We start from the raw sequence: 23,720 nt of genomic DNA, 5'->3' as shown, positions 1-23,720 counted from the left end.
CAACTATTCCTTGAGGGGAGATTCGCATGAAACAGATTATCGTGCTGGGCGGCGGATATGGCGGTATACTTACCGCCAAGAAGCTGGCTAAACGACTGCGCAAACAGAAGGATTTGCGGATAACACTCATCGACCGCAAGCCGTATCATACACTGCTAACCGAGCTGCATGAAGTAGCCGCGAACCGGGTTGAGGAGGATTCCATCAAAATCGACCTAAAAAAAGTGTTCTCCGGGTTCCGCAATGTAGACGTAGTGCTGGATGAAATCGACGGCATCGACTTTGACGGCCAAACACTCCGTGGAGAGAAACAAACCTATTCCTACGATTATCTGGTCATCGGAACAGGCAGCAAACCAACCTTCTTCGGCATACCGGGCGCAGATCAACACGCCTTTACCTTATGGTCGTATGACGATGCGGTCCGTCTGAAAGAACACACCCTGAATATGTTCCGAAAAGCCGTGCTGGAGCGCGACCCGCAGGTCCGCAAAGAAATGCTGACCTTCGTCGTGGTCGGCGGCGGATTCACCGGGGTTGAAATGATCGGCGAGTTGGCCGAGTTCACGCAACAATTATGTAAGGAATTCTACGTGGATCCAAGCGAGGTTACGCTGCACGTTGCCGACATGGTCGACAAGATCCTGCCGATCCTGCCCGAGCCATTGATCCGCAAAGCCGAGAAACGGCTGCGCAAAATGAACGTCAACATCATCACAGGCTCCAAAATTACGGAAGTGAAACCGGACGGCGTTACCGTCGGCGGCAGCGACATCAAATCCCGTACCGTGATCTGGACCGCAGGGGTGGAAGGCTCCGATGTGGTCGGCAATATGGATGTCGAGCAAAAAGGCCGCAAGCGTATTTTGACCAACGACAAGCTTCAAGTTCCCGCCCATCCGAACGTTTATGTCGTCGGGGACAATATTTTCTACATTCCTGAGGGTACGGCTGCACCCGTGCCCCAAATGGTAGAAAATGCGGAACTCGCAGCTCCGGTCATTGCGCATAACATCGTGGCTGAATTATTAAACAAACCGATGAAATCCTACAAACCGACGTTCCACGGCACGATGGTCTGTATCGGCAGCCGCTACGGAGTAGCTAACGTGGGGGTTCCGGGCCATATGTTCAGGCTCAGCGGCTTCCCGGCCATGCTGGTCAAACATCTGATCAACATGCTCTATCTGTTCCAGGTTTGCGGCTTCAACAAGGTATACCATTATATGCTGCATGAGTTCTTCCATGTCCGGAACAAACGCAGCTTCGTGGGCGGGCATTTTGCCAAGCGCTCGCCGAATTTCTGGCTCGTTCCGCTGCGGATTTTTGCCGGATGGATGTGGCTCTCACAGGGATGGGATAAAATCCACAAGATTATCGATGATCCGGATAAAGTGTTCCTCATTCCTGCCAAAGCAGCCGACGGCGTAAGCGCAGCTTCCGCTGCAGGTGCCGATGCTGCCGGGGCTGGAGCAACAGACGCAGTGTCCGCCGCCTCCGCTTATACTGCCGAAGCGGTATCCGCCCTCCCGGTTCCGGATTTTATGAAATCCATTGTCGATTGGTCGATGGACCTGATGTTCTATACCGGCGACGGCGGCTATACTTCGCTTGCCTATGTATTTCAGACCTCGATGGTATTGGCTGAGCTGATCGTCGGCATTCTGCTGATCGTCGGATTGTTCACGGCACCTGCAGCCGTAGCCAGCATCGCCATGGGCGCGATGGTATGGGTATCGGGGATGGCACCAAACGAAATGCTGTGGTACCTGGCAGCAGGGATCGCCTTAATCGGCGGATCAGGCAGCACGTTCGGACTGGACTACTATGTATACCCTTGGCTGAAGAAGGTATGGAAACGAATACCGATCGTAAGGCGCTGGTACGTGTATACGGACTAATTCTTCTCTATTCAATAGAACGGGCTGATCGTATCGCGGTTTGCCGTATCAAGCTCAAGCCCTAACCGTTCTGCCGGCACTCACACTCTTAATCAACACGAACCTTCCGGAAGGAGTCAATAACGATGGATATGAAGCTATTACAGGATACGATCGACCTGCTTCGGTCGCATATCGATTCCGGAACGGATATCGATTGGATGGAGATGGATAACAGACCGGTGAGGGACATCGCCGATATGCTCAACGCTTATGAACTTGCCTATTCACGCAAAATGACGGTGCTGGCTTGCTGCATCCTGATTCATACTGCGCTAAACAAGCATGGCAAGCTGCAAGCGAAGGATAACGAGAGACTGACGCGTTTGCTGCTGGACGGCGATTATTTGACCGGACTCATGTACCGTATTGCCGTCAAACGGAAGGAATGGAAGCTGCTGTCCCGACTTCTCCCCCTCCATAAGCGCATGCAGCTGAAACTAATGAAGAACGTCTCACCCGAACTCCTGCTTAAAGAGCTGAAGCGTGAAATCCGCAGCTATCTGGAGCAGCGGAGCGCGTAAGGGGCTAGCTGGGGAAAGGAGCGCTGATAATAATGAACATTCATAACCAAATTGGAGTGGATCTCGCTTCCTTCGACCGCCTGCTCCGGGAGGTGGTCACCTCAGACCGTGACCTCACTCCTCCCTCCGTTGTGCTGAGCAGCGTCATGGATCTCATTAACGCTGGCGGCAAGCGGCTGCGCCCGCTTATGGTCGTGCTCGGCAGCCGTTTCGGAAAAAGCGGTCATGAGCCGGCCGTCATGAAAACCGCCGTACTGCTTGAATACTTACACATGGCCTCGCTGGTGCACGATGACATTATCGATCAATCCGATATGCGGCGCGGCATGCCGACCCTGCACGAGACGACCGATGTCCAGACGGCCGTGCACATCGGCAACTACATGATTGCCCGCGCCATCGAATGGGCCGCGGGTCATCCGAATGACGAGTCCGACAAGAGCAGTGAAGACATCTCCGAAGACGAGGCCTACCGATTAGCCGAGCTTGCGGCGTTGGTGACCGAGCTCTGCATGGGAGAATACGATCAGCTGTATCACCGCTTCGACTTCGGACTGACGATGGAGCAGTATTTGGAGAAAACACGCTGCAAAACCGCCCTGCTGATGGCCCACTGCCTGAAAGCGGGCGCGGAAGCAGCCCATGCGGAGGCCGGAACCGCTGAGCTGCTCTTTCAATTCGGAGAGTCGCTCGGCATGGCATTTCAAATCCGGGATGACCTGCTCGATTTCACGAAGCCCAAAGAGGCCATCGGCAAGCCGGCTGGCGCAGACCTGCGAAACGGTAACATTACGCTGCCAGTGCTATACGCCCTCAACGATCCAGCCCTTGCACCTGGAATCAAGCAGCTTGGCCCCCACTCTGCGGAGGCTGACATGGACGAGGTCATCCAGCGCATCGCCGCAAGCGGCGCCATTAAGCAAACCGAGGAGCTTGCCCGATCGTATGCGGAACAGGCTCAGCGGATGATCGGCAACTTCGCGGATCACCCTGCTCAGCGTGATTTGCAGGCATTGCTCCATTATTTCCTGCCCTAAAGACAGACATGAAGCCATATACTCCAAACGAACAGGGATACGTCCATCATGGATGCATCCCTGTTCAGTTATGAAAGGATGTTTTATAGACATGAATCGCACACGAATCTGGCGGTGGCGAATTGCATTGGCGGCCTTCCTGCTCCTGCTTGCTGCTGGGGGCTTCATGCTGTTCAAGACGTCTCCACTCGAAGAACAGAGGACTGGTGACACACAAGTGAGCTCCATCGCCATCTTTTCGCTCAAGGGCTGCGGCAGCTGCTCCAAAGCGCTGGGTGTCGTGGAACAGATGGAAGAAGCCTCGCCGGACTACCGTTACCAGTATTTCAGCATTTCGGAGGATACGGAAGCCGTTAACCGGTATGGCATTACGGAGCACCCGACCATCCTGTTCCTGAACGCTCAGGAGGAAGAACTCGGGAGACTGACCGAGGACATATCAAGCGACAGGATCTTGCTCGAACTGGAGGATATCGCTGCGAACGGTGCACGTCCGCCCAAGGGGACAATTCTTTCCGCCATCCCCAGCACGATGCCCAGCGTAACCCTCCATGCCTATGACCCGCATTCCGGTTTATTTACGCCCGTATCCCAGTACGTGCAGACAGATACCTCCGTCCGCTATCCCAAGGTCAGTGCCATGACGATGCTGACCCAGCTGGGAGATCTGTTACCACCTGAACTGGAAAGCGCCATCCCTGATGGCGTAACCTTCGTGGAAATCCGAACCGAGCACGGGATGACCGTGGTAGAGCTGTCCCCATCGTTTCGTGCCTTTACCGGCTCTAAGCAGGGAGAACGGGCGGAAGAAGCCATCGCGCTTACGCTGCAAACCTTTGAAGGCGTGAACGGCGTTCAAGTAGTAAGCGGCGCGTATCGCAGCGACATCCTCTATGCGGAAGCTCTTGCTGGCCGTTCCGACGGAAAAACCGGCTTCCTGCTGAATCCCGATACGTCTCTTCCGCATATGTCCAGCGTGAAGGAATACAATGCAGCCATCCTCCATGCCAGCCACTTGGCCTCCATGCCCTGCTTCTGCGGATGCGGCGATGCTGGCCATAGCAGCAACCTCAATTGCTACTATGCTCAAGAGGAAGACGGCAGACTCACGCCAACCACGCACGCGAAATTCTGCCAAACCTGCCTGGATATCACGAACATGTACCTGGACGGCAGGCAGCAGGGGCTGAGCCTAAAGGAAATCCGGCAGTCCGTGGACCGGGCCTACGAGGGGATCGAGCCGACGGATACGCCCATGCCAATGAATGAATAGGTATGACAAAAACACCGTTTCGTAGAGGATCGGTGTTTTTTATATAGTTGTGTTCTCTACAAGCTGTGTTATAAATACTCACAAAAAAGAAGGGTCAATTACCCAGTTCAATGATGTATTTTCCATATTATAACTTTACGGCATGTATGATCTGCCGGGCCACCGTTATTACAATATCGAATCGGTACAGAGTATTCGATGCAAATAATAGGATCAATACATTTGCAATTGGGCTACCGTGTTGACGATCTCCCGCCCGGAGTCTGGAGTTACCCTGAAATATTTGTTCATATCCGGCTGGGTTATCACGACACAGCCCTTTCTGCAGGACCTCATACACTTTCCAAGACCAATCTCGATTTGCTGCTGTATGCCTAATTGATCGATTTCATTACGAATGGTGACCGCAACGGCCTCAATTGCTTCTTCACCATTAAGTTTCACACACATCTTACCCGCACATACCATAATTTTATTGTTCATTTGAAGAGCCTCCTCGGTTAATGGATCATTGATATACGCAAGGATAGAGGTAAAATTATGACAGCATGATGTCGGTGTTTGAAGCCAGGATTGGCCTTTCACAGCATGTCGTCTATCTTCGATGATAAACGGGCGATGGATACGGCCCGTAAACTATAAACGATCCTGAAAAATGATTAATGCCTAAACTTGTTTATTGAGACAAAAAAAGCCCCACAGGGGGGTCTCGTAAATAATGTCGAAACGGTATCTTTAAGTATGACACGCTGCTGTCATACTTTTTTTAATATCCTGATATCAGAAAGCTAAATGCTGCGCGTTATCAGTAGGAACACAGCATTCGCTAGCCATACATTCTAGTAAACGATCAGGAGGAAATTACAATGAATAACTACAACGTACGAGTAGAAGAAAGAAATCATACGGAGAACTTGGGGGAGGCGATTCGCCCATTCCGGATCGAGATCCCGCAAGCGGAATTGGACGATTTGGAGCGCCGCCTTGTCCACACACGTTGGCCGGATGAACTCCCTGGGGTCGAGTGGTCATACGGAACGCCGCTTCAAGTGGTAAAGGAAATGGCCGACTATTGGCTAAACGACTTCGACTGGCGTAAATATGAAGAAAAGTTCAATCAATATCCGCAGTATATGACGGAGATTGATGGAGCCAATATCCACTTCATTCATGTCCGTTCAGAAGAACCGAACGCAATGCCACTAATTCTGACACACGGATGGCCGGGTTCATTCGCCGAGTTTATCGATATGATCGATCTCTTAACAGATCCACGCAAGCATGGCGGCGATGCAGCAGATGCCTTCCATGTCGTTATTCCTTCTGTACCCGGGTATACCTTCTCAGGCCCGACCCGCGATAAAGGGTGGAGCTCTCACCGCATTGCCCGCGCATGGGCAACACTCATGAGCCGCTTGGGATACGAGCAATATGCCGCTCATGGCGGCGACGGGGGGTCATTGATTACCCGCGCATTGGGAATGGTGGATCCGGAGCATGTTGTCGGTGTGCATGTGCTGCAGTTGTTTTCGTTTCCATCGGGGGATCCGGCAGAAATGGCAGATTTAAGCGAGGAGGAGATGCGGCGGCTTCAAGTCCTGTCGAACTTCAGCGAGAAGGCAGGATTTTCAGCCATCCAATCCACCAGGCCGCAAACCTTGGCGTATGCCTTGACGGATTCGCCAGTCGGCCAGCTTGCTTGGAATGAGCTGCTGATGGGAATGGGAGAAAGCAATTTGCTTACGCAAGATCAAATCTTGACACAAGTGATGATGTATTGGCTGACAGGTACGGCAGGATCCTCCGCGCGTCAGTATTATGAAGACGCCCACTCCGGGGTACAGCATGAAGTAAGCCACGCACCGACAGGGATCGCGGTATTTGCGAACGATTTTCAATCGATCCGGCGTTTTGCCGAACGGGATAATACCAACATCGTTCACTGGTGCGAATATGAACGCGGCGGACATTTTGCAGCCATGGAAGTACCGGATATCCTTACAGAAGATTTGCGGAAGTTCTTCCGTCAGTTCCGAGGATAATGCCATTACCTGGGCGCTCACGAAATATGGGCTTATTGAGCAGGCGTGCCTTGAACCGAAGTTTACTCGATCGGCAGCTGCTGCTTCGCCGATCGAGTCTCACGGTTACTCAGACGCTGGAGCACTTGGTCGGGATGCAGGCGCAAGTCCCGGAAGCTGCATATATTGGTCTTTGGACGAGGCTTGAGAACTTTATGCATGACGATTTGGCACAAATGCTCCTGGATCGACGGGCAGTTCGCATGGCTTTAATGCGGTCAACCATCCATCTGACCACGGAACAAGATGCTTTGAGATTGCGTCCTCTGGTTCAGCCTGCACTTGATCGTGACCTGTATAAGAACAGTACGCATGCCAAAGGGATCACAGGATTAGATATGGGAGATGTTGTTGCCTATGGACGGGCGCTTCTGGAGGAAGCCCCCCGTACCATCAAAGAGATGGGAGAGCTTATGAATCATCAGTGGCCGGAGCATCCCGCTTCATCGCTGGCCTATTCACTGCGAAACCTATTGCCGCTCGTTCAAGTTCCGCCTCGGGGAATATGGGGAGTTGGCGGACAAACCAGATGCACGACGGCAACACATTGGATAGGACGTTCGCTGAACGACAATACAACGCTCGGGGAAATGATCATGCGGTATCTGGAGGCGTTCGGTCCTGCCACTACCCAAGACATGCAGACTTGGTCCGGGCTTACCAAGCTTAAGGAAGTCGTCGAGGGTCTTCGGCCGAACCTGTTAGTCTATCGGGATGAAGATGGTCAAGAGCTATTCGACGTCCCGGATGCCCCTCAACCAGATTCTGATACACCTGCCCTGCCGCGCTTTCTGCCGAAGTACGACAACGTGCTTGCTTCACATGCGAATCGTACTCGCATTATTGCGGATGAGCATCGTAAGCTAGTTATGATGAAGAACGGTATGAAAGCTACCTTCCTCCTGGATGGTTTCGTTTGCGGCACGTGGAGAATTGTCCCCGGACGCAGCTCAGCCACATTGGTTGTTGAACCTTTTGGAAAGCTAACCTTGGAGGAAAAAACCGCTCTGACGGAGGAGGGAATGAAGCTTCTTCAGTTTGCAGCTGTGGAAGCATCGGTGCACGACATACTATTCGCCGGTGAAACCGAGGGACGGCAAACAACAGCTTAATTGGGAAGAGACGCAGCTGATCACCATGATCTGCTGCTTTTTGTAACGTGCAAAGGCTGTTACACCGCAGTCTGAAGGACTGCGGTTTTCATTTCCTTCATGCCACAAACTACAGCAGCGCGGCAGCGGCCACGGGCAGCAGGAACAATGCGACAAACAGCGTGTCCGCCCGCTTCCATACAAAGGCCCTGAACCTGCTTCGCCGAGCACCCAGCCGGTAGCCTCTGGCTTCCATGGAATCGGCAAGTCCGATGGCGCGCCGGAACGCACCTGTCGTTACTGGCACCAGCAGGGCAATGATCAGCCGCGCCTTCTCCTTCAGCGGCCGCGATGACAGGTCAAGTCCCCTGGACTGCTGTGCCTTCCACAGCCGCTCCGCTTCCTCGAAGATGGTCGGAATGAACCGGAGGGCAATGCCGAGCATCAGCACCAGCCGATCGGTCGGCACGCCGATATAGGTCAGGGGCCGCAAGAGGCTGCCCAGACCCTGGGCCAGCTGCTCCGGCTGGGTCGTGAAGGTCAGCACCGCCGCCAACATGATGAAGAGCGCCATCCGGGAGGCGGACACGATACCTTTTTCCAATCCGCCTGCATACACCTTGAACGCGCCCATATCCAGCAGCTTCCCGCCTCCCGCATCATACACAATGTGAAATACCAGGATAAACAACAGCAGGAACATCAGTGGCTTCATGGCTCGGATAAAATAGCGGTACGGGATACCCGTAGCCCGGATCACCGCCGCAGTGAACAGCAGCAGCGCGAGCACCCCCATATATCCGTCTACCAGGAACACGGCCACCATAAAGAGCGGCATGGCAGCCGTTTTGGCACGCGGATCAAGACGGTGAACCCATGAATCGCCTTCCATATATCGGCCCAGGATGATTTTTCGTTTCATCCATGCTTCCTCCTTTCGCCTCTGCTTCGCTCTGCCCTACATTTCAAGCTGCCCTGCGTACCAGTCCGCCAGTGCAGCCGCATCCGGTGGCATCTCCGGAGGCTGTACTCCAAGCTGCGCTGCCAGCTTGCCCGCCATCCGCACAGACGACGGCGCCATCAATCCCGCCTGCTCCAGCACCTCCTGCCGGTGTACCAGTTCCTTGGCCGTCCCTTGAAATACGACTCGGCCATCTTTAATTACAACGAACTCGTCCGCATAGGCCGCGACTTCCTCTAACCGATGGGAGACGATGAGAACCGTCTTGCCCTGGGTCCTCGTTAATCCATGCAGCCGTTCCAGCAAATCCTCGCGGCTGGCAGGATCAAGGGAGGCGGTAGGCTCATCCAAAGCCAAAATGTCGGGGTCAGCCGCCAGTACGGCAGCTACGGCCGCTTTTCGCATCTGACCCGAGCTTAACTTGAAGGGACTCTGTGCCAGCAGCTCCTCGTCCAATCCGACGAAGGATGCCGCTCTGCGGACCGCCTCGGCGGCTTCGGCTGGGCTCTTCCCGAAATTAAGCGGCCCGAACAGCAAATCCTTCTCCACCGTCTCTTCAAACAGCTGCTGTTCCGGGTATTGAAAAACAAGGCCGACGCGCTGCCGCAGACCGGCAGGGACTTTCTTGCTGTCACCCGGTTCAAGGCGGAAATCCAATATGCTAATCAAGCCCTCATCAGCCCGTATCAATCCGTTCATATGCTGGAGAAGCGTTGATTTTCCCGAACCCGGCGCACCGAGAACGGCAATCATTCTGCCTTCCTCCAGCTCCAGATGAAGGCCGTCGAGTCCAAGAATCGGGCTCATCCCCCGGTCCCGGTAGCGGTAAGAAACCTCTTCGAATGATATGACCATAACGCCTCCAGCACCTCCCTCTCCCTAACCAGCTCGCCGATATCGATCCCCCGCGCTTTGAGCTCCCTGCACAGCTGGAGGGCAAAAGGCGCCTTTAGCCTGCAACGCTGGAGCAGCTCTTCCTGCAGCAGCAGCTCCCTTGGACTTCCGTCCGCCGTCACCATTCCGCCATCCAGCACGATCATTCGGTCTGCTTCGGCCATCTCCTCTACGTCATGGGTGATGGAGATGATGGTGTATCGGCCTTCGGCATGCATGGTTCGCATGAAATCCAGCAGCTCATGCTTAGCCTTCTCATCCAGCATGGAAGCTGCCTCGTCCAAGACAATGATAGAAGGCTCCATGGCCAGCACGGCAGCAATAGCAGCGCGCTGCTTCTGTCCGCCGGACAGGGTTGCCGGATGCCGGTCTAACAGATGGACAATGTCCAGCCGCTCCGCGTATACCCGAATCCGCCGCAGCATCTCTTCCCGGCTCAAGCACAGATTCTCCAAACCGAACGCAATGTCATCCTCTACGGTCAGGCCGACAAACTGATCATCGGGATTGGCAAACACCATGCCAATATGCCGGCGAATCTCACCCAGCGTACAGCCGTTCTGCTCTATGCCATCGATAAGGATGCGCCCCCGGCTCATGAGGAGCAAACCGTTTAACAGCCGAATCAGTGTAGACTTGCCTGCCCCGTTCTTTCCGGCGATGCATACCCACTGCCCATGGGGAATCGTCAGTGAGACGTCCTTGAGCACGTTCGTGCAGCCCTGGCCGTAATATACATGCTTGAGCTTTACTGCATGCTCCGACTTATCCATTGTGCCCATGCCTAACGCCTCCTCCTTAGGTTTCCGTATGAAACATACCAAACGGATCGATACGTCGCAGGGATTCGATCAGATGTTTTGCAGCCCATCCCACAAAGATCCCTGTCACGACCCCCGCCCCGAGCAGAAAGGGCAGGTAATAGTAAATTTTGGTTGTTCCCAATACCAGTGAGGCTGCCGTTAATTGCCCAACATTATGAGCGATGCCGCCTGCGATACTCACGCCCGTTAAGCTGAAATTATGGCCTCCGAGCCTAAGCATGACATACATCACCAGATAACTTGCCAGCGCCCCGAACATACTGAACAGGAAGGTCGAGAAGCTTCCGAGTATAAAGGCTGTCAGCAGTGTCTTTAATACAATAAGCCACAGGGCATCCCTCCCCCCCAGGCAAACTAAACAGGTCAGCACCAAAATATTGCCAAGCCCCAGCTTGGCACCGGGTATCGTGACCGCGAATGGAATCAGGGCTTCCACAATGCCAAGCACCACCGATAAGGAGGCGCAGATGGCAATCACGACCAGCTTGCGCAGAGCATAGGGATCAGGAGACAACGGCATCCGGCTCACTTCCTTCAACTTGATCTCCGGTCACTTCGACGAACACGCGATTAGGCAAACATACGATGGTGTCATGAATGTCGTGAACGTGACCGAACCCTACGCAGAGCTGATCCGGACAATCCGACTTCACCATCTCGATACCCTCGCGGGAGACCCGCAAGAGGTTATATCCCCGCTCTGTCCGGATTTCGATATCTCTTGGCTCTTCCGTAAGCGCCACCGTATCATAATGCTTTCCATTCACCTCGATCATGGCATAGGTTCCCTCCGCCGCTCCGTCTTCTCCCATAAACTTGGATATTCCAAACCAGGCGATAACCACAATCAGCACGAGCGCTATTCCAATATCTCCGCGTTTCATCAGCATCTCTCCACTTCGCTTTGCTTATCTTCATTATCAGGGCTGCACCAAGTGCCAGAAATGATTTTTCTCACATTCAGCAAGGTGCGGGTCTGATACGCTGGGATCATCGGAAGTCGATTTAGAACAGCACCAGAACTGAAAAGAGGAGGCACTGTCATGTATAGGAAGCTTCTTTCGTGCAGCAGCCTGTTGATCATGCTCACCCTGTTGATGACGGGATCGATTGGCTGCACAACTACAGCAGATCAGAAGGTAGCCGCCAGTAACGAGCCGGCAACCGAACGTTACTTTATATTCGATACCATTGTAAGTCTCCGCGTTTACGATGAACGGATGACGTCCCAGCATTTCGATGAGGTAGGCGCACTGCTGGAGCGTATCGACCAACGCATGAACCGGCAGCTGGCGGGCAGCGAGATCGATCGGGTCAATCAAGCGGCGGGCCAATCCGAAGTGAGCGTATCCGAGGAAACCTTCAAGGTTGTCCAAACCGCCATCGATTACGCAGCGGCTTCAGGTGGACATTTCGAACCGACCATCGGTCCGCTTGTAGACCTCTGGGGCATTGGCAGTGAACACCCCGCTGTGCCGGAAGAGGATGAACTGGACGATGCCATGCAGCGATTGAACTATAAGGATGTCATTTTGAATCCGGCATCCCATGCCATCCTGCTGAAGAAAGAAGGCATGTCGCTGGATCTGGGGGCCATCGCCAAAGGGTATGCGGCGGACGTCATCGCAGATTATTTGCAGCAGCAGGATTTCCATTCGGCCATCATCGACCTTGGGGGCAACATCCTTGCCATGGGATCGAAACCGAACGGTTCGCCGTGGAATATCGGCATCCAGGATCCCGGTAAAGATCGCGGGCAATCCCTGGGTACGCTTGAAGTCATCAATAAGACCATCGTGACCTCCGGCGTGTACGAGCGTTTCTTTGAAGCAGAGGGAAAAGTGTATCATCATATCCTGAGCCCTTTCACCGGTTATCCGGTCGATAATGACCTGCTCAGCGTTACCATAGTGACCGACACATCCATGGACGCTGACGCCATGTCGACCTCCGTCTTCTCGCTTGGACTAACGGAAGGGCGGAAACTGGTGGAGAGCCGCGGTGATGCCGAGGCTATTTTCGTCACCACCGATCATCAAATCTATCTCACCTCAGGTCTGACCCAAACATTTAAACTGACCAATGGCGATTACCAGCTTGCCGAATAACCTTATGGAAGGAGAAGATGGTATGAAACAGAGTCGTGCTGTAAGATCCGATGCATGGGATGGAGGGCTGTTTCCAGCAGGCACTTCCTCCGTCTATTCACAGCCGCATCTCGCTCTGATCCGGGAATTGGCCGAGCCTGTCCGTTTGTTTGCAGGTGATTATCTATACCAGGAGAATGATCCCGCAGACCGGCTGTACTTTGTAAACCGTGGAAGCCTGAAGGTATCCAAGCTGCTGGAAGGCGGATCGTCGGCCACCTTATCGCTTCACATTTCCGGCGATCTGTTCGGTGAACCTGATCCGTTCGGACGAGCCGTTCATCAATTCGAAGCCAAGGCCTTGGAGGATAGTGAAGTCGGAATTGTGCCGCAGGCCGAACTGGATAAAGTCATCCGCACCAACGGTGACTTTGCCGTGGAATATATGGGCTGGATGGCCCTCATGCAGCGCACCGCGCAAAGCAAATTACGCGACCTGCTGCTGCATGGTAAATCCGGCGCCCTGTGCTCTCTGCTGCTGCGACTGTACAATATGTACGGGACGAGCGGGACAAACAAGGAACCACGAGCCATCATCGGCAAGCGGATTACGAATCTGGAAATGGCCGAGATGATTGGTTCCACCCGTGAAAGCGTTAACCGGATATTGAACGAGCTTAAGGATCTTGGCGTGATTTCTACCGAACGGGGACGCATCGTTCTCAATGATCCCGACTATTTAAGGAATATTTGCCACTGTGAGGACTGTCCCCGAGCGATTTGCCGAATGTAACTGACAAATGATAAGAAACCTCTCACGAAGAAACGAAAGGCGCTTAAGCATCCCTTTTCATCGGAGAGGTTTCATATTTCCGGGTTCATTCCGCGGTTCATTTTTTTCAGCTTCTAGGTAACAGGCATTCTAACAGCTTTTTCAAAAAGCCATGTAGATAGCTGATCAAAAACCTCCTTTTCCCTATCAACCATTTTATACATTTTCTTTCCTCCCCTTAAAACATAGCCCCCTTGATTCATATCCAAAAAATAATCATTCATTTCTCCGTCACGATCACGGTAAAAAATAATGAATGCAAACGTAGGACCCCCATCATTTCTTATGTTTCTGCTGAAAAACGATCGCGGCGATCTCGTATACGAAACGGAATCTAAAATGCTCATTAATTGGTCGAGCTCTTCATTTTTGTCTTCGAATTCGAAATTTTCACATGAAAACTGCGCTAATTCTCGGTGTATTACAACTCCGCTGTGCGCGCTATGATGATATTGGACTAACCGAAATAAGAGAAGCATGAATTTATCGCATGTATAACTGAGAGCGTTTCCATTCCAACTATGCATAGAAATGAGGTTTTGCTCCATGAAATATCCATTCCAGAATCCGGATCTTCCGCTGGAAGAACGGGTTAACGATCTTGTATCCCGATTTACCTTGGACGAGAAAATCGAATTAATGTGCCAATACCAGGCGGAAATCCCCCGTCTCGGCATGCAAAAATATAAACATGGCACCGAAGGCGCTCACGGCGTGGCATGGCTTGGCGAAGCAACCGTGTTCCCGCAAAATACCGGGCTTGCGTGCACCTGGAATCCCGAGCTAATGCGGGAGATCGGATCCGTCATCGCGGAGGAAGCCCGCGTCTATTACCAGCGCGACCGGGCCATCAACGGATTGACCATCTGGGCGCCCACGGTAGATCTGGAACGCGACCCTCGCTGGGGACGCACGGAAGAAGCCTACGGGGAAGACCCGCATCTGACCGGGGAACTCGCCACCCAGCTTGTGAAGGGCATGCAGGGAGACCATCCCTTCTACTATAAAACCGTAGCTACGCTGAAACACTTCTACGGCAATAACAACGAAGTTGACCGCGGCAGCGCCTCGGTAAGCATCGATCCGAGAAACAAGCGCGAGTATTATCTGAAGGCTTTCGAGGCACCGTTCCGGGAAGGGAAAGCCGGTTCCATGATGACCGCGTATAACGGCATCAACGGCACGCCGTGCAACCTGAACCATGAAGTAAACGATATCGTCAAACAGGAATGGGGCATGGACGGATTCGTGGTTGGAGACGCGGGTGACGTTCTGGGCACCGTTATGGACCATCATTATGTCTCTTCCTATGCAGAGGCCGTTGCCGGCTCCGTTAAAGCCGGAATCGACAGCATCACCGACGACCAGGACATCTCCTTCCGCGCGCTCCGTGACGCATTGGAGCAAGGGTTATTGGAAGAGCAGGATCTCGATCACGCCATCCGCAATTCTTTCCGTGTCCGGTTCCGTCTCGGCGAGTTCGATCCGGAAGAACGGAATCCTTACAGCCATGTTCCGGAGGCAAAGCTCTGCGCGTCCGAGCATGCCGAACTATCTCTGCGGGCCGCCCGGGAATCGATCGTGCTGCTGAAAAACGACGGATTACTGCCCCTTCAGCGCGATCAGTTGAAATCCGCTGCTGTCATCGGGCCCCTGGCTAACGAAGCATTTACGGATTGGTACAGCGGCACGCCTCCATACCGGATTACGCCGCTTCAGGGCGTGCAGGAGAAACTGCAGGACCGCAGCGTCCATTTTCATACGGGATTAGATCAAGTGCGTCTTCGTTCTGCTGTTAGCGGCCAATATGTCGCCCTATCTTCGGAAGAGAATGGCCGGCTGCTTGCAAACACGGCTGAATCTACCAATGCAGCGGTGTTCGAGCGGAACGACTGGGGCTGGGGCTCCGTCACGCTCCGACTTGTCAGCAGCGGAAAATTCGTAACCGAAACCGAAACGGGACTGCACGCAACGGCTGACGAGGCTCGCGGCTGGTTCGTGAAAGAGGCATTCAGCTTTGAAGCATTACCGGATGGAAGCTTTATGTTGAAGAATTGGGAAGGCAAACCGATCCTGTTGGATGAGCATGGACGGCTTGTCGTTGGCGGCACCGAGAATACGGGAACGCCATTTGCCATCGAGACGGTTCAGGACGGCATCGCTGAAGCCGTCGCAGCGGCAGCATCGGCTGAAACCGCCCTGGTCTTTGTGGGGAACAGTCCGTTCATTAACGGCAAGGAAACGATCGACCGTCCCGACATTACGCTCCCGCCCGCCCAGCAAGCCTTAATTCAGGCGGTGTTTGAAGCCAATCCCAATACGGTCGTTGTCATCGTAGGCGGGTATCCGTTCGCCGTGAACTGGGAACAGGAGCATGTGCCATCCATCCTCTTCACATCTCACGCCGGGCAGGAGCTGGGCCATGCGGTTGCCGACGTTCTGTACGGAGATTACAATCCGGGCGGCCGCTTAAACATGACGTGGTACAAGTCGACCGAACAGCTTCCGGACCTCATGGATTACGACATCATCAAAGGGAAGCGGACCTATCAATATTTCGACGGGGAGGTGCTGTATCCGTTCGGTCATGGTCTCAGCTATGCCCGCTTCCATTACAGCGATCTGTCGCTAAGCCAGTCGGAAATCACGGCGGAAGGCAGCGTAACCGTCACCGTTGCCGTGAGAAATGAGAGCCAGCTGGCCGGGGATGAGGTGGTTCAGCTGTATGTGAAGGTTGGTTCCTCCCGCGTCGTCCGTCCTCTCAAAACGTTGAAAGGCTTCCGCCGCATCCACCTGGCCCCAGGCGCTTCGGAAACGGTTAGCTTTGAGCTCAAAGCGGAGGATCTGGCCTTCTGGGATGTCACCCGGGATCGCTATTGCGTTGAAAAAGGTAGTTATACGATCATGGCCGGACCGTCCTCCAGCGAATTGCCGGAAACCGCAGTCCTTCAGGTCGAAGGGGAGACGATCCCTCCACGCACGCTGCGCGAGCCTGTTCGAGCGGTGAATTATGATGATTACCAGGGTGTCTTCCTGGATGAATGCCGTGAAGGCGGCGAGAGCATCCGCTTAACCGGCGAAACGGGCTGGATCGCTTTCCATGACGTGGATCTCGGCGAATCCTCGGTAACGTTCCAAGCTAGGGTGAGCGGACATATCAAGGGCGGCGAAATCGTCATTACGACCGGCAGCCCGGATGGTCCTGCGGCTGGAAGCTGCAAGGTTCTGCCGACCGGAGGGCGCCAAGCCTGGACGACAGTCCAGGCCGAACTGACGGGATTAACAGGACGGTCTGACGTCTTTCTTACCATGAAAGGCGAAGTACAGATTAGCTGGTTCCGCATAGCTTAGCGATAGCTCATATCTTAGCGATGACTCATATATAAGTTTGCTTAGTCGCGAGATTCCATTGCGCCTATCTGTCAGCGTCTTCTAAACTTACCGATGTTCCATAGAGCATCTGCCCTTCCTTTTATACCGGGGCAGATGCTCTTTTTTTGTTAGAATAAAATCAATTAAATCATGAACCGTTACAGAGAAGGACTCAGGCCTTCTTTGCTTACGAGAACAAAAAAAGATGAACCCTTTCCAAGGGTCATTTGTTTATTAGACATAACAAGAAGAAAGGAGTGCCTTGGATTGACGGAACGCGAGTTATTCGATTCTTATAACAAGGATGTGTACCGCACCTGCTACTACATGCTGCGGAACGCCCAAGATGCTGAAGATCTCTGCCACGACGTATTTGTCACCGTATTTCGTCAGGATTGGAGAAGCGTTGAACATACACGCGCCTGGATCATGCGCATCGCGATGAATCATTGTTTGAACCTGCTTAGAAGGAATCAGACCCAGCGAGACAAGCAAAGCCAGGTCGAGCGGCTCCACGAGCAGACCACGGCATCGGTTAAATCCGTAGATACCATCGTGTTGGAAAAAGCAGCGGCGGCGGAATGGGAGAAACTGCTGCGGCAGCTTCCGGACAAGCTGATGGCCGTTGTCACGCTCCGCTATATCGGTGAGCTGTCGTTGGCGGAAATCGCCGAAACGCTGAAGATTCCCGTCGGGACGGTTAAATCAAGGCTTCACAAAGCATTGAAAATCATGCGCAAAAAGCTTGAACACCATAACGGCTTCTGGCTGAAGGGAGAGAACCAATTTGGAACGTTTTGAGGACAATTTGAATAACCAGATGAAAACGGCGAACAACGTGTCTTATCCTGATTTTGACCGGATGTGGAGCAGTATCCAGCAGAATGAACTGAAGGTGGCCGGAGGTGAATCAGTTCCGCTTCGTCCGCGCAGACGAAAACGGATTGCAATCATCACCGGGATATCCGTCGCCTTGATGGCAACGCCGGTCTATGCAGCCCTGAACTATGATTGGTCCAATCTTCTGTCTTACAGGGCCGGTATCCAGACTGCATTGGAGCAGGGGCTTGGCCAAACAATTGAGCAATCCGTTACAAAGGATGGCATAACCTTAACGGTGCACACAGCGTTTATCGATGAGAACCGAACGTTCCTGCTCTACAGTCTGGATCCAGGCTCATCACGAGCTGGCGAACAAGTAGCCTTTGATCATATTGGACTTAAAGATAAGGAAGGGAACTCTATCGAGGGCCATTATTCCCATCAGTGGAATGAGGATGCAGGCGTATTCCAGGGGTATTTTGAGACCGATTGGGTGGCTGACGGCCAAACGGCGGATATTGAGTTTGCCATGGAGAATATCCACTTTACCGGCGATGGAATACAGTCGATCAACTACGACCCACAAGACCCGAATATGCAGGCATTCCCCATTCAGAAGGATGGCATTGACAGCGTGACCCTGCAGTCTTTCGAGCAAGCCGAAGGCGAGGTACTGCTCCGATCGGCCATTACGTTTACGGATCCTGAGGTGAAGAGCAGAAGCTGGGTGCGAATTCATGTGACCGATTCCAAGAAAAAGATGATCAAGGAGGTTGGAACGCCTTCTTTTGGAACCCCAGGTGCCTCTGGGGAATACCTGAGCCAGCAAGTATTCAAGTCTGACTCCTTGCGTGCTGAAGGTACCCAGTTCCAGCTTGCTTACGATCGCACGCTTGAAACCGCAGAGGGTACTTGGAGCTTAATTATGGCCTTGTCCAAGAAGCAAATGGACAACGGCACATTTAAAGAAGCTCTGAATATCCCTGTTGATCAAGTTCCTGGAGGAACAAAAATCCATGAAATGATTGTTACGCCAACCCAAGTAAGGCTGATCCTGACCCATGAAGAAAAGTATACCCGTGTTCCTTACATGGATTATCAACTGGATGTAGGCGGGACGCTGTTAAGCGGAAGCATCTGGCATGTTCCCAATCAATCCGGCAAGACGGAGCTGCGATTTGAGATGGCCGGACTGAATGCGGCCTCCCTGGCGAACCAGCCGGTGTCCCTGATCGCCAAGCACCGCGTTGATGAACATGCCGGAGACAAGAATCCAATCCGCTTGACCGGCATCTCGGCTGAGCATCAAAGCTTAACGTCCAGCATTGCAGGTTATCCGATCACATGGACCTATTACATGAAGGACAATAATCTATATGTGGAATCCTTCAGCTCCGACCCGACGTTCGGCGGCGTCAACCAAACCTATTATCTTGACGGCGAAGACCGAAATTATGGCATGCCGGCCATGATCGGCCTGCTCGGTGATGACAGCAATAAACATATGGACGTGTATAAGAATTTCGACAAGACCGAGCTCGAGGTTTATATTTGGAACTATACCACCCATAAGCGGGACGATGTCTTGCGCATTCCGCTTAAGGCCGGAAAATAACATATACGGAATAAACGATAAAGAAACCCTCTGGATGGACATAAACAGTACCCGGAACGGCGCTTCTGCCAAGAAGCGCTGTTCCTTTTTCGGTCTTTCGTTCTCCACCTTTTGAGGGTTTCTTTCTTTTTTCCGTTTGAACATGTCACAATTCTGCACGGCTAACTGTCATATGGGTGAACATCCAAAATCATGCGTAAAGGGGAACTGAACATGGAACTGCGAATGAATTACCGATCAGCCAATCCTGAAGCCTTCAAAACCCTGCTTGCCCTGGAGCAAGCGGCCCAAAAATGCGGACTCGATCACAAGCTGTACGAAATCATTAAGCTCAGGGCATCCCAGATCAACGGCTGCTCCTTCTGCGTGGATATGCATTCCAAGGATCTGCTCTCCATGGGCGAAAGCGTGGACCGCCTCCTCCTTCTGCCCATGTGGCGCGAAGTTCCGATATATTCCGACGAGGAACGGGCCGTCATCGAATTGACAGAGTGCGTCACCAAGCTGTCCGAGGCCGGCGTTCCTGCAGAGGTATACGAACGCGTCCGCAAGCATTTTGACGAGAAACAATTCGTCGATCTGGTCATGGCGATTACAACGATCAATGCCTGGAACCGGATCGGTGTCGCTACAGGACTGTTCCCGGGCTGTTTTGATTAAACAGCTGCAATTTATCCGGATTCACCACCAGAAAAATCTGGCTGATGCGGGATAAGTCGGGTTCCCACTCTACCGTCAGCACCATGGAGACCCTGCCGTCCCGCTTCAGCAATAACCCGGGCTCTCCGTTTACGGAGACGGGTTCAAACCCTTCCCGAAACGAGCCTTTGGCAGATAACCCCTCGAAAAATGCTCGTACCCGCTCCACGCCCAGTATCGGATTAATGGCAGCCTTCGCTTTGCCGCCGCCATCCGATAGCAGCGTAACCTCTTCCTTCAGGAAAGACAGCAGTGGCTTAAAATTCCCCATATCGGATGCCCGCAGGAATGCTTCAACGAAGCGTTCCTGTGTTTCCGTCCGGGCGGTTTCTCCATTAGGCCTTTCCGTCGCCTGCCCCATTTTCAGCTTGGCACGGCTGAAGGTTTTGCGGCAGCTGATCTCCGTCTTTCCAAGCATCTCCGCTATGATCGGGTATTCAAGACCCAGCGTATCCTTGGCGATATAAATGGCACGCTCCAGCGGCGTTAACCGCTGAAGCAGCACCAGGTAGGCGTAACCAATCGTTTCGCGGCGTTCCGCAGGATCGGACCGCGTCAGCATGTCATAATCCGGCATCGGCTCCGGGAGCCAGGGACCGGTATACGTTTCGCGCTGGCGTCTGGACGATTTCAACAGGTTGATGCAGCGGTTCGTTGTCATTTTGGCCAAATACGCTTTCTCGTTCAGCACTTCTCCCCGATCCATCTGCACGAATTGGGAAAAAACGTCCTGCACGATGTCCTCCGCATCCGCCGCGCTCCCCAGCATCCGATAAGCCAGGCCGAACATCATCGGCTTGTATTCGGTATAGATTTGATCCAATAGCATCGGACACACCTTCTTACTCAGTATATTTTCGGCATGAAAGCTACACCACTTATAAGACAAATGAGCGATACCGCCTGTGACGTCAGGACGCATTATAGGGCTTATCACCAGAATCCGTTCTAGATTCATAACAAGTGGTATGATTAGAGGAGAACTCTTTTCTAACTAGTGTACCAAAGCCCTCCTTCTACTCTATCCTATATATCCTGATTCCTGGAAGGGTCAGTTGAACAGGAGAATTCCAGGGTCAATGGACACTACATCCGTTATCCAATTTGAACAATATGATAACGTTCGATAAATCTATCGACATTTGGGTATTTTTTAAATAACATATGGAATGGCCTAACTACAGCGATAAAAGGTTGAAGAGTTTAGAAAGTAGGTAAAACATGAAAAAATCCACTCCTTTACGTCGCGTCGAATTCGGATATTTTCTGCTGATTGCTCTCGCCGTGGTCCAGCAGTTGTTCATATTCTGGAACATCTATGTAAACCAAAGTTTTACTTTCACGGAATTCCTGTTCAGCGTTGGTACACTGGCCGCCTTATTGATCGGCTTCTTTCTTCCGGTAGGCGTGTCGACGGTGGCGGCTTTTGTGTATCTGGTCACTTATTTCGTATGGTTGTCCACGCTGGCCCCGGTCAATGCGCTCACGCTGTCCTGGATTCTGCTGCTGCCCGCCAATACTGCCGTTGCCATCTTCATCAAACTGGCTCTGGTGCGAAGCCGCAGGTTTATCCGACGTCTCGAGCAATTAAGAAAAACAAATCCGGATATTGATATCGACACCTCTCTTGGCAGCAAGGATGCCTTCGCAGATACGCTGGTGAAACAAGCCAATCTGGCCAATCGGTATTCGGATCAGTACAGCTTCTGCATCATGATGTTTAAGCTCGATTTTCTCCCCCTGACCAGGGAGTCTGTCGGATCCCACCGTTTTGCCAAGCTGATTATGGAACTTTCGAGCACAATTCAGAAGCAGATTCGTTACGAGGACTATAAATTCTCTATTGGAGAAGGACGCTTTATCATTCTGTGCCCGCTCACCAAGCCGGAGCACCTCAAAAGCCTCATGGACCGCATCAAAGTCGCCATGATGAACGTACCCTTCCGTGACAAGAAAGGCATGTCCCTCAAGCTTGTAGTCCGCGCCGGCGGCCTTGTGTTCCAGAAGGAGCAATTCAGCCGATACGAAAATATCGATGACGTCATCTCTGCATTAGAACGGAATACCGAAACCGACCTCATCGGGGAATATATTTAATCAAGTTAAGTTGCCACCATCAATCAAAAGGAGGCTTGCAGCCGATGTCGTATACCAACTGGTTTATCCCTCTGTGCATCGGGGTCAGCATCGTGTTCTCCATAGCCATCATCATTCTGACGATTTCCACCTTAAGCTTCCGTTCGAAAGTCAAACGAAAATACGATCGGGGGAAGTTCAGTGACTGACTTTTTCCTGGTCATCTCCATTATCAGTATATGGATTGCCGTGCTGGAATCGATCATTATCATGGCCGGGGCCATCGTGTTCATTCATAAACAAAACCGGCAGAAGCTGGTGAATCCGAGCAATCTGGAGGATTTCCCCACCGTGACGGTCATGGTGCCCGCGCATAACGAGGAATTGGTCATCCAGGCAACGGTAGAGCACATTCTGCAGATGAATTACCCGCATCACAAAATGCAGGTGATTGTCATCGCCGACAATTGCAAGGATCATACGGTCGAGCGCTTAATGGCGCTGAAAGCCAATGAACGCTACCGAGACCGCGACTTTCTTATTCTGGAGAGAACCGGAACCGGCGGCAAATCAGGCGCCCTGAACGATGCGCTCAAGCAGGCAACAGGCGAATGGATCTGCGTCTACGACGCGGATGCCGCACCCGAGAAAAATGCGCTGTTATTCCTGACGCAGAAAGCGATGGAGCAGCCCGAACGCTATGGGGCCGTCTTCGGCCGCAACAAGGCCCGGAACCGCGGACAGAATTTTCTGTCCCGCTGTATCAATCTGGAGCTGGTGACCATTCAGCGCGTGCATCATACCGGGTTATGCCAGCTGTTTAAGCTGGGTACCATTCCCGGCACGAACTTTATCGTGAAAACCGCGCTCATTCAGGACATCGGCGGATGGGATGAGCATGCGATCACCGAAGATACCGCGATTTCGTTCGAGATTCTGACAAGAGGGCAGCTGATTGCGCTGGCACCCCAAGCCGAAGCTTATCAGCAAGAGCCCGAGGACCTGAAAGTGTACATGAAGCAGCGTGAACGCTGGGCCAAAGGCAACTACAGCGTCGTCACGGATAACATTCATCATCTGTTCGATCGGACAAGCTGGCGGATTAAGCTGCATGTGCTGTATTACGCGGCCAGTTATTTCTGGTTTATGATTGCCATCATCATCTCGGATATTATTTTTGTGACCAATATTGTGTATCAGATCATCGCGCTGTTTAATCCGGCCGTCGTCTCTCCCTTCAGGTTTGAGGGCGATGTCTACATGTATCTCATTATTGCCTGGGCCTTAATGTATTACATCTACGTCCTGCAGATTAACCTGGCGCTCGCAACGGACATCGGCCAGAGCAACACACGCAACTTCATTCTATCCTGCGTGTCGTACTTCACCTACGCTCAACTGTTCCTCATCATATCTGTTAAGGCCTTCTACTCCATGATCGTGGATAAAATCACGGGCAGGGAGTCCAAGTGGTACAAGACCGAGCGGTTTGGATAGAGAAGTCCCCACGTATCTATGTTTAAAATAAAAGAAGGGATTACCATGATACATGGCGATCCCTTTCTTCTTCTTTCATTATGTTTATTGTGTAA

23 protein-coding genes are annotated in these 23,720 nt (G+C 52.6%); 15 read left to right on the top strand and 8 right to left on the bottom strand.

All coding sequences use genetic code 11. From position 1 onward, the window contains the following. The first annotated feature begins 26 nt into the window (after positions 1 to 26). From AC0VZ8_RS02225 to AC0VZ8_RS02210, 4 genes are all read left to right on the top strand, one after another. On the top strand, positions 27 to 1,901 hold the full coding sequence (locus tag AC0VZ8_RS02225; RefSeq protein WP_475485916.1) for an FAD-dependent oxidoreductase: 1,875 nt from the start codon (positions 27 to 29) through the stop codon (positions 1,899 to 1,901). A 125-nt stretch (positions 1,902 to 2,026) separates the two neighbouring features. Continuing rightward, complete coding sequence (locus AC0VZ8_RS02220) at positions 2,027 to 2,464, top strand: hypothetical protein (protein ID WP_475485915.1); 438 nt, start codon at positions 2,027 to 2,029, stop codon at positions 2,462 to 2,464. Between the two features lie 32 nt (positions 2,465 to 2,496). After that, on the top strand, positions 2,497 to 3,501 hold the full coding sequence (locus tag AC0VZ8_RS02215) for a polyprenyl synthetase family protein (RefSeq protein ID WP_475485914.1): 1,005 nt from the start codon (positions 2,497 to 2,499) through the stop codon (positions 3,499 to 3,501). A 91-nt stretch (positions 3,502 to 3,592) separates the two neighbouring features. Continuing rightward, complete coding sequence (locus AC0VZ8_RS02210) at positions 3,593 to 4,774, top strand: PCYCGC motif-containing (lipo)protein (protein ID WP_475485913.1); 1,182 nt, start codon at positions 3,593 to 3,595, stop codon at positions 4,772 to 4,774. 213 nt (positions 4,775 to 4,987) lie between these two features. On the opposite strand, the gene AC0VZ8_RS02205 is transcribed toward AC0VZ8_RS02210, so the two are convergent. After that, positions 4,988 to 5,257 (bottom strand): hypothetical protein, encoded by a 270-nt coding sequence (locus AC0VZ8_RS02205; protein ID WP_475485912.1) that lies wholly within the window; start codon positions 5,255 to 5,257, stop codon positions 4,988 to 4,990. Positions 5,258 to 5,640: 383 nt separating this feature from the next. On the opposite strand from AC0VZ8_RS02205, the gene AC0VZ8_RS02200 reads away from it, so the two are divergent. Together AC0VZ8_RS02200 and AC0VZ8_RS02195 are read left to right on the top strand one after the other, a co-directional pair. Continuing rightward, complete coding sequence (locus AC0VZ8_RS02200) at positions 5,641 to 6,816, top strand: epoxide hydrolase family protein (RefSeq protein ID WP_475485911.1); 1,176 nt, start codon at positions 5,641 to 5,643, stop codon at positions 6,814 to 6,816. Between the two features lie 50 nt (positions 6,817 to 6,866). Next, entirely contained in the window at positions 6,867 to 7,967 is a 1,101-nt protein-coding gene (locus AC0VZ8_RS02195; protein ID WP_475485910.1) for a winged helix DNA-binding domain-containing protein, read from the top strand. 109 nt (positions 7,968 to 8,076) lie between these two features. Here the strand turns inward: AC0VZ8_RS02195 and AC0VZ8_RS02190 are convergent, their stop codons facing one another. From AC0VZ8_RS02190 to AC0VZ8_RS02170, 5 genes are read right to left on the bottom strand one after another with little or no spacing between them, the layout of a single operon-like run. Next, complete coding sequence (locus AC0VZ8_RS02190; protein ID WP_475485909.1) at positions 8,077 to 8,868, bottom strand: energy-coupling factor transporter transmembrane component T family protein; 792 nt, start codon at positions 8,866 to 8,868, stop codon at positions 8,077 to 8,079. 36 nt (positions 8,869 to 8,904) lie between these two features. Beyond that, complete coding sequence (locus AC0VZ8_RS02185; RefSeq protein WP_475485908.1) at positions 8,905 to 9,762, bottom strand: ATP-binding cassette domain-containing protein; 858 nt, start codon at positions 9,760 to 9,762, stop codon at positions 8,905 to 8,907. Beyond that, a complete protein-coding gene (locus AC0VZ8_RS02180) occupies positions 9,711 to 10,583 on the bottom strand; it encodes an energy-coupling factor transporter ATPase (RefSeq protein WP_475485907.1) in 873 nt (290 codons plus the stop codon). The genes AC0VZ8_RS02185 and AC0VZ8_RS02180 overlap by 52 nt, the downstream gene beginning before the upstream one ends. Positions 10,584 to 10,599: 16 nt before the next feature. Next, positions 10,600 to 11,145, bottom strand: coding sequence for a Gx transporter family protein (locus tag AC0VZ8_RS02175; RefSeq protein ID WP_071219165.1), 546 nt, complete (start codon positions 11,143 to 11,145; stop codon positions 10,600 to 10,602). After that, on the bottom strand, positions 11,129 to 11,509 hold the full coding sequence (locus tag AC0VZ8_RS02170; RefSeq protein WP_475485906.1) for a NusG domain II-containing protein: 381 nt from the start codon (positions 11,507 to 11,509) through the stop codon (positions 11,129 to 11,131). The genes AC0VZ8_RS02175 and AC0VZ8_RS02170 overlap by 17 nt, the downstream gene beginning before the upstream one ends. Before the next feature lie 159 nt (positions 11,510 to 11,668). Here AC0VZ8_RS02170 and AC0VZ8_RS02165 point away from each other — a divergent pair, with 159 nt between their 5' ends. Together AC0VZ8_RS02165 and AC0VZ8_RS02160 are read left to right on the top strand one after the other, a co-directional pair. Then, entirely contained in the window at positions 11,669 to 12,733 is a 1,065-nt protein-coding gene (locus AC0VZ8_RS02165; protein WP_475485905.1) for an FAD:protein FMN transferase, read from the top strand. 22 nt (positions 12,734 to 12,755) lie between these two features. Continuing rightward, positions 12,756 to 13,505 (top strand): Crp/Fnr family transcriptional regulator, encoded by a 750-nt coding sequence (locus AC0VZ8_RS02160; protein ID WP_475485904.1) that lies wholly within the window; start codon positions 12,756 to 12,758, stop codon positions 13,503 to 13,505. 113 nt (positions 13,506 to 13,618) lie between these two features. Here the strand turns inward: AC0VZ8_RS02160 and AC0VZ8_RS02155 are convergent, their stop codons facing one another. Continuing rightward, the gene (locus tag AC0VZ8_RS02155; RefSeq protein ID WP_475485903.1) at positions 13,619 to 14,092 is read right to left on the bottom strand and encodes a hypothetical protein; all 474 of its coding nucleotides are present in this window, start codon (positions 14,090 to 14,092) and stop codon (positions 13,619 to 13,621) included. On the opposite strand from AC0VZ8_RS02155, the gene AC0VZ8_RS02150 reads away from it, so the two are divergent. The 4 genes from AC0VZ8_RS02150 (at position 14,091) to AC0VZ8_RS02135 (ending at position 20,013) form a co-directional block, all read left to right on the top strand. After that, positions 14,091 to 16,895, top strand: a complete 2,805-nt coding sequence (locus tag AC0VZ8_RS02150) for a glycoside hydrolase family 3 protein (protein WP_475485902.1) — start codon at positions 14,091 to 14,093, stop codon at positions 16,893 to 16,895. The genes AC0VZ8_RS02155 and AC0VZ8_RS02150 overlap by 2 nt on opposite strands. Positions 16,896 to 17,183: 288 nt before the next feature. Continuing rightward, positions 17,184 to 17,717, top strand: coding sequence for an RNA polymerase sigma factor (locus AC0VZ8_RS02145; RefSeq protein ID WP_071219171.1), 534 nt, complete (start codon positions 17,184 to 17,186; stop codon positions 17,715 to 17,717). Then, positions 17,704 to 19,353 carry a DUF4179 domain-containing protein gene (locus tag AC0VZ8_RS02140; RefSeq protein ID WP_475485901.1) on the top strand — a complete coding sequence of 550 codons (1,650 nt, stop codon included), beginning with the start codon at positions 17,704 to 17,706 and terminating at the stop codon, positions 19,351 to 19,353. The genes AC0VZ8_RS02145 and AC0VZ8_RS02140 overlap by 14 nt, the downstream gene beginning before the upstream one ends. Before the next feature lie 213 nt (positions 19,354 to 19,566). Further along, positions 19,567 to 20,013, top strand: coding sequence for a carboxymuconolactone decarboxylase family protein (locus tag AC0VZ8_RS02135; RefSeq protein ID WP_475485900.1), 447 nt, complete (start codon positions 19,567 to 19,569; stop codon positions 20,011 to 20,013). On the opposite strand, the gene AC0VZ8_RS02130 is transcribed toward AC0VZ8_RS02135, so the two are convergent. Then, positions 19,982 to 20,881, bottom strand: coding sequence for a sigma-70 family RNA polymerase sigma factor (locus tag AC0VZ8_RS02130; protein ID WP_475485899.1), 900 nt, complete (start codon positions 20,879 to 20,881; stop codon positions 19,982 to 19,984). The genes AC0VZ8_RS02135 and AC0VZ8_RS02130 overlap by 32 nt on opposite strands. Before the next feature lie 392 nt (positions 20,882 to 21,273). Between AC0VZ8_RS02130 and AC0VZ8_RS02125 the strand changes: the two genes are divergently transcribed. The 3 genes from AC0VZ8_RS02125 to AC0VZ8_RS02115 are packed head-to-tail and all read left to right on the top strand — an operon-like array spanning position 21,274 to position 23,625. After that, positions 21,274 to 22,149, top strand: coding sequence for a GGDEF domain-containing protein (locus tag AC0VZ8_RS02125; protein WP_475485898.1), 876 nt, complete (start codon positions 21,274 to 21,276; stop codon positions 22,147 to 22,149). A 44-nt stretch (positions 22,150 to 22,193) separates the two neighbouring features. Continuing rightward, positions 22,194 to 22,337 (top strand): hypothetical protein, encoded by a 144-nt coding sequence (locus AC0VZ8_RS02120; protein ID WP_201259361.1) that lies wholly within the window; start codon positions 22,194 to 22,196, stop codon positions 22,335 to 22,337. Further along, entirely contained in the window at positions 22,330 to 23,625 is a 1,296-nt protein-coding gene (locus AC0VZ8_RS02115) for a glycosyltransferase family 2 protein (protein ID WP_475485897.1), read from the top strand. Before AC0VZ8_RS02120 ends, AC0VZ8_RS02115 begins: the two co-directional genes overlap by 8 nt. Positions 23,626 to 23,720: the final 95 nt, after the last annotated feature.

Source organism: Paenibacillus sp. QJM3NY_38, assembly GCF_056173265.1.
This window is presented reverse-complemented; position numbering and strand designations above follow the sequence as displayed.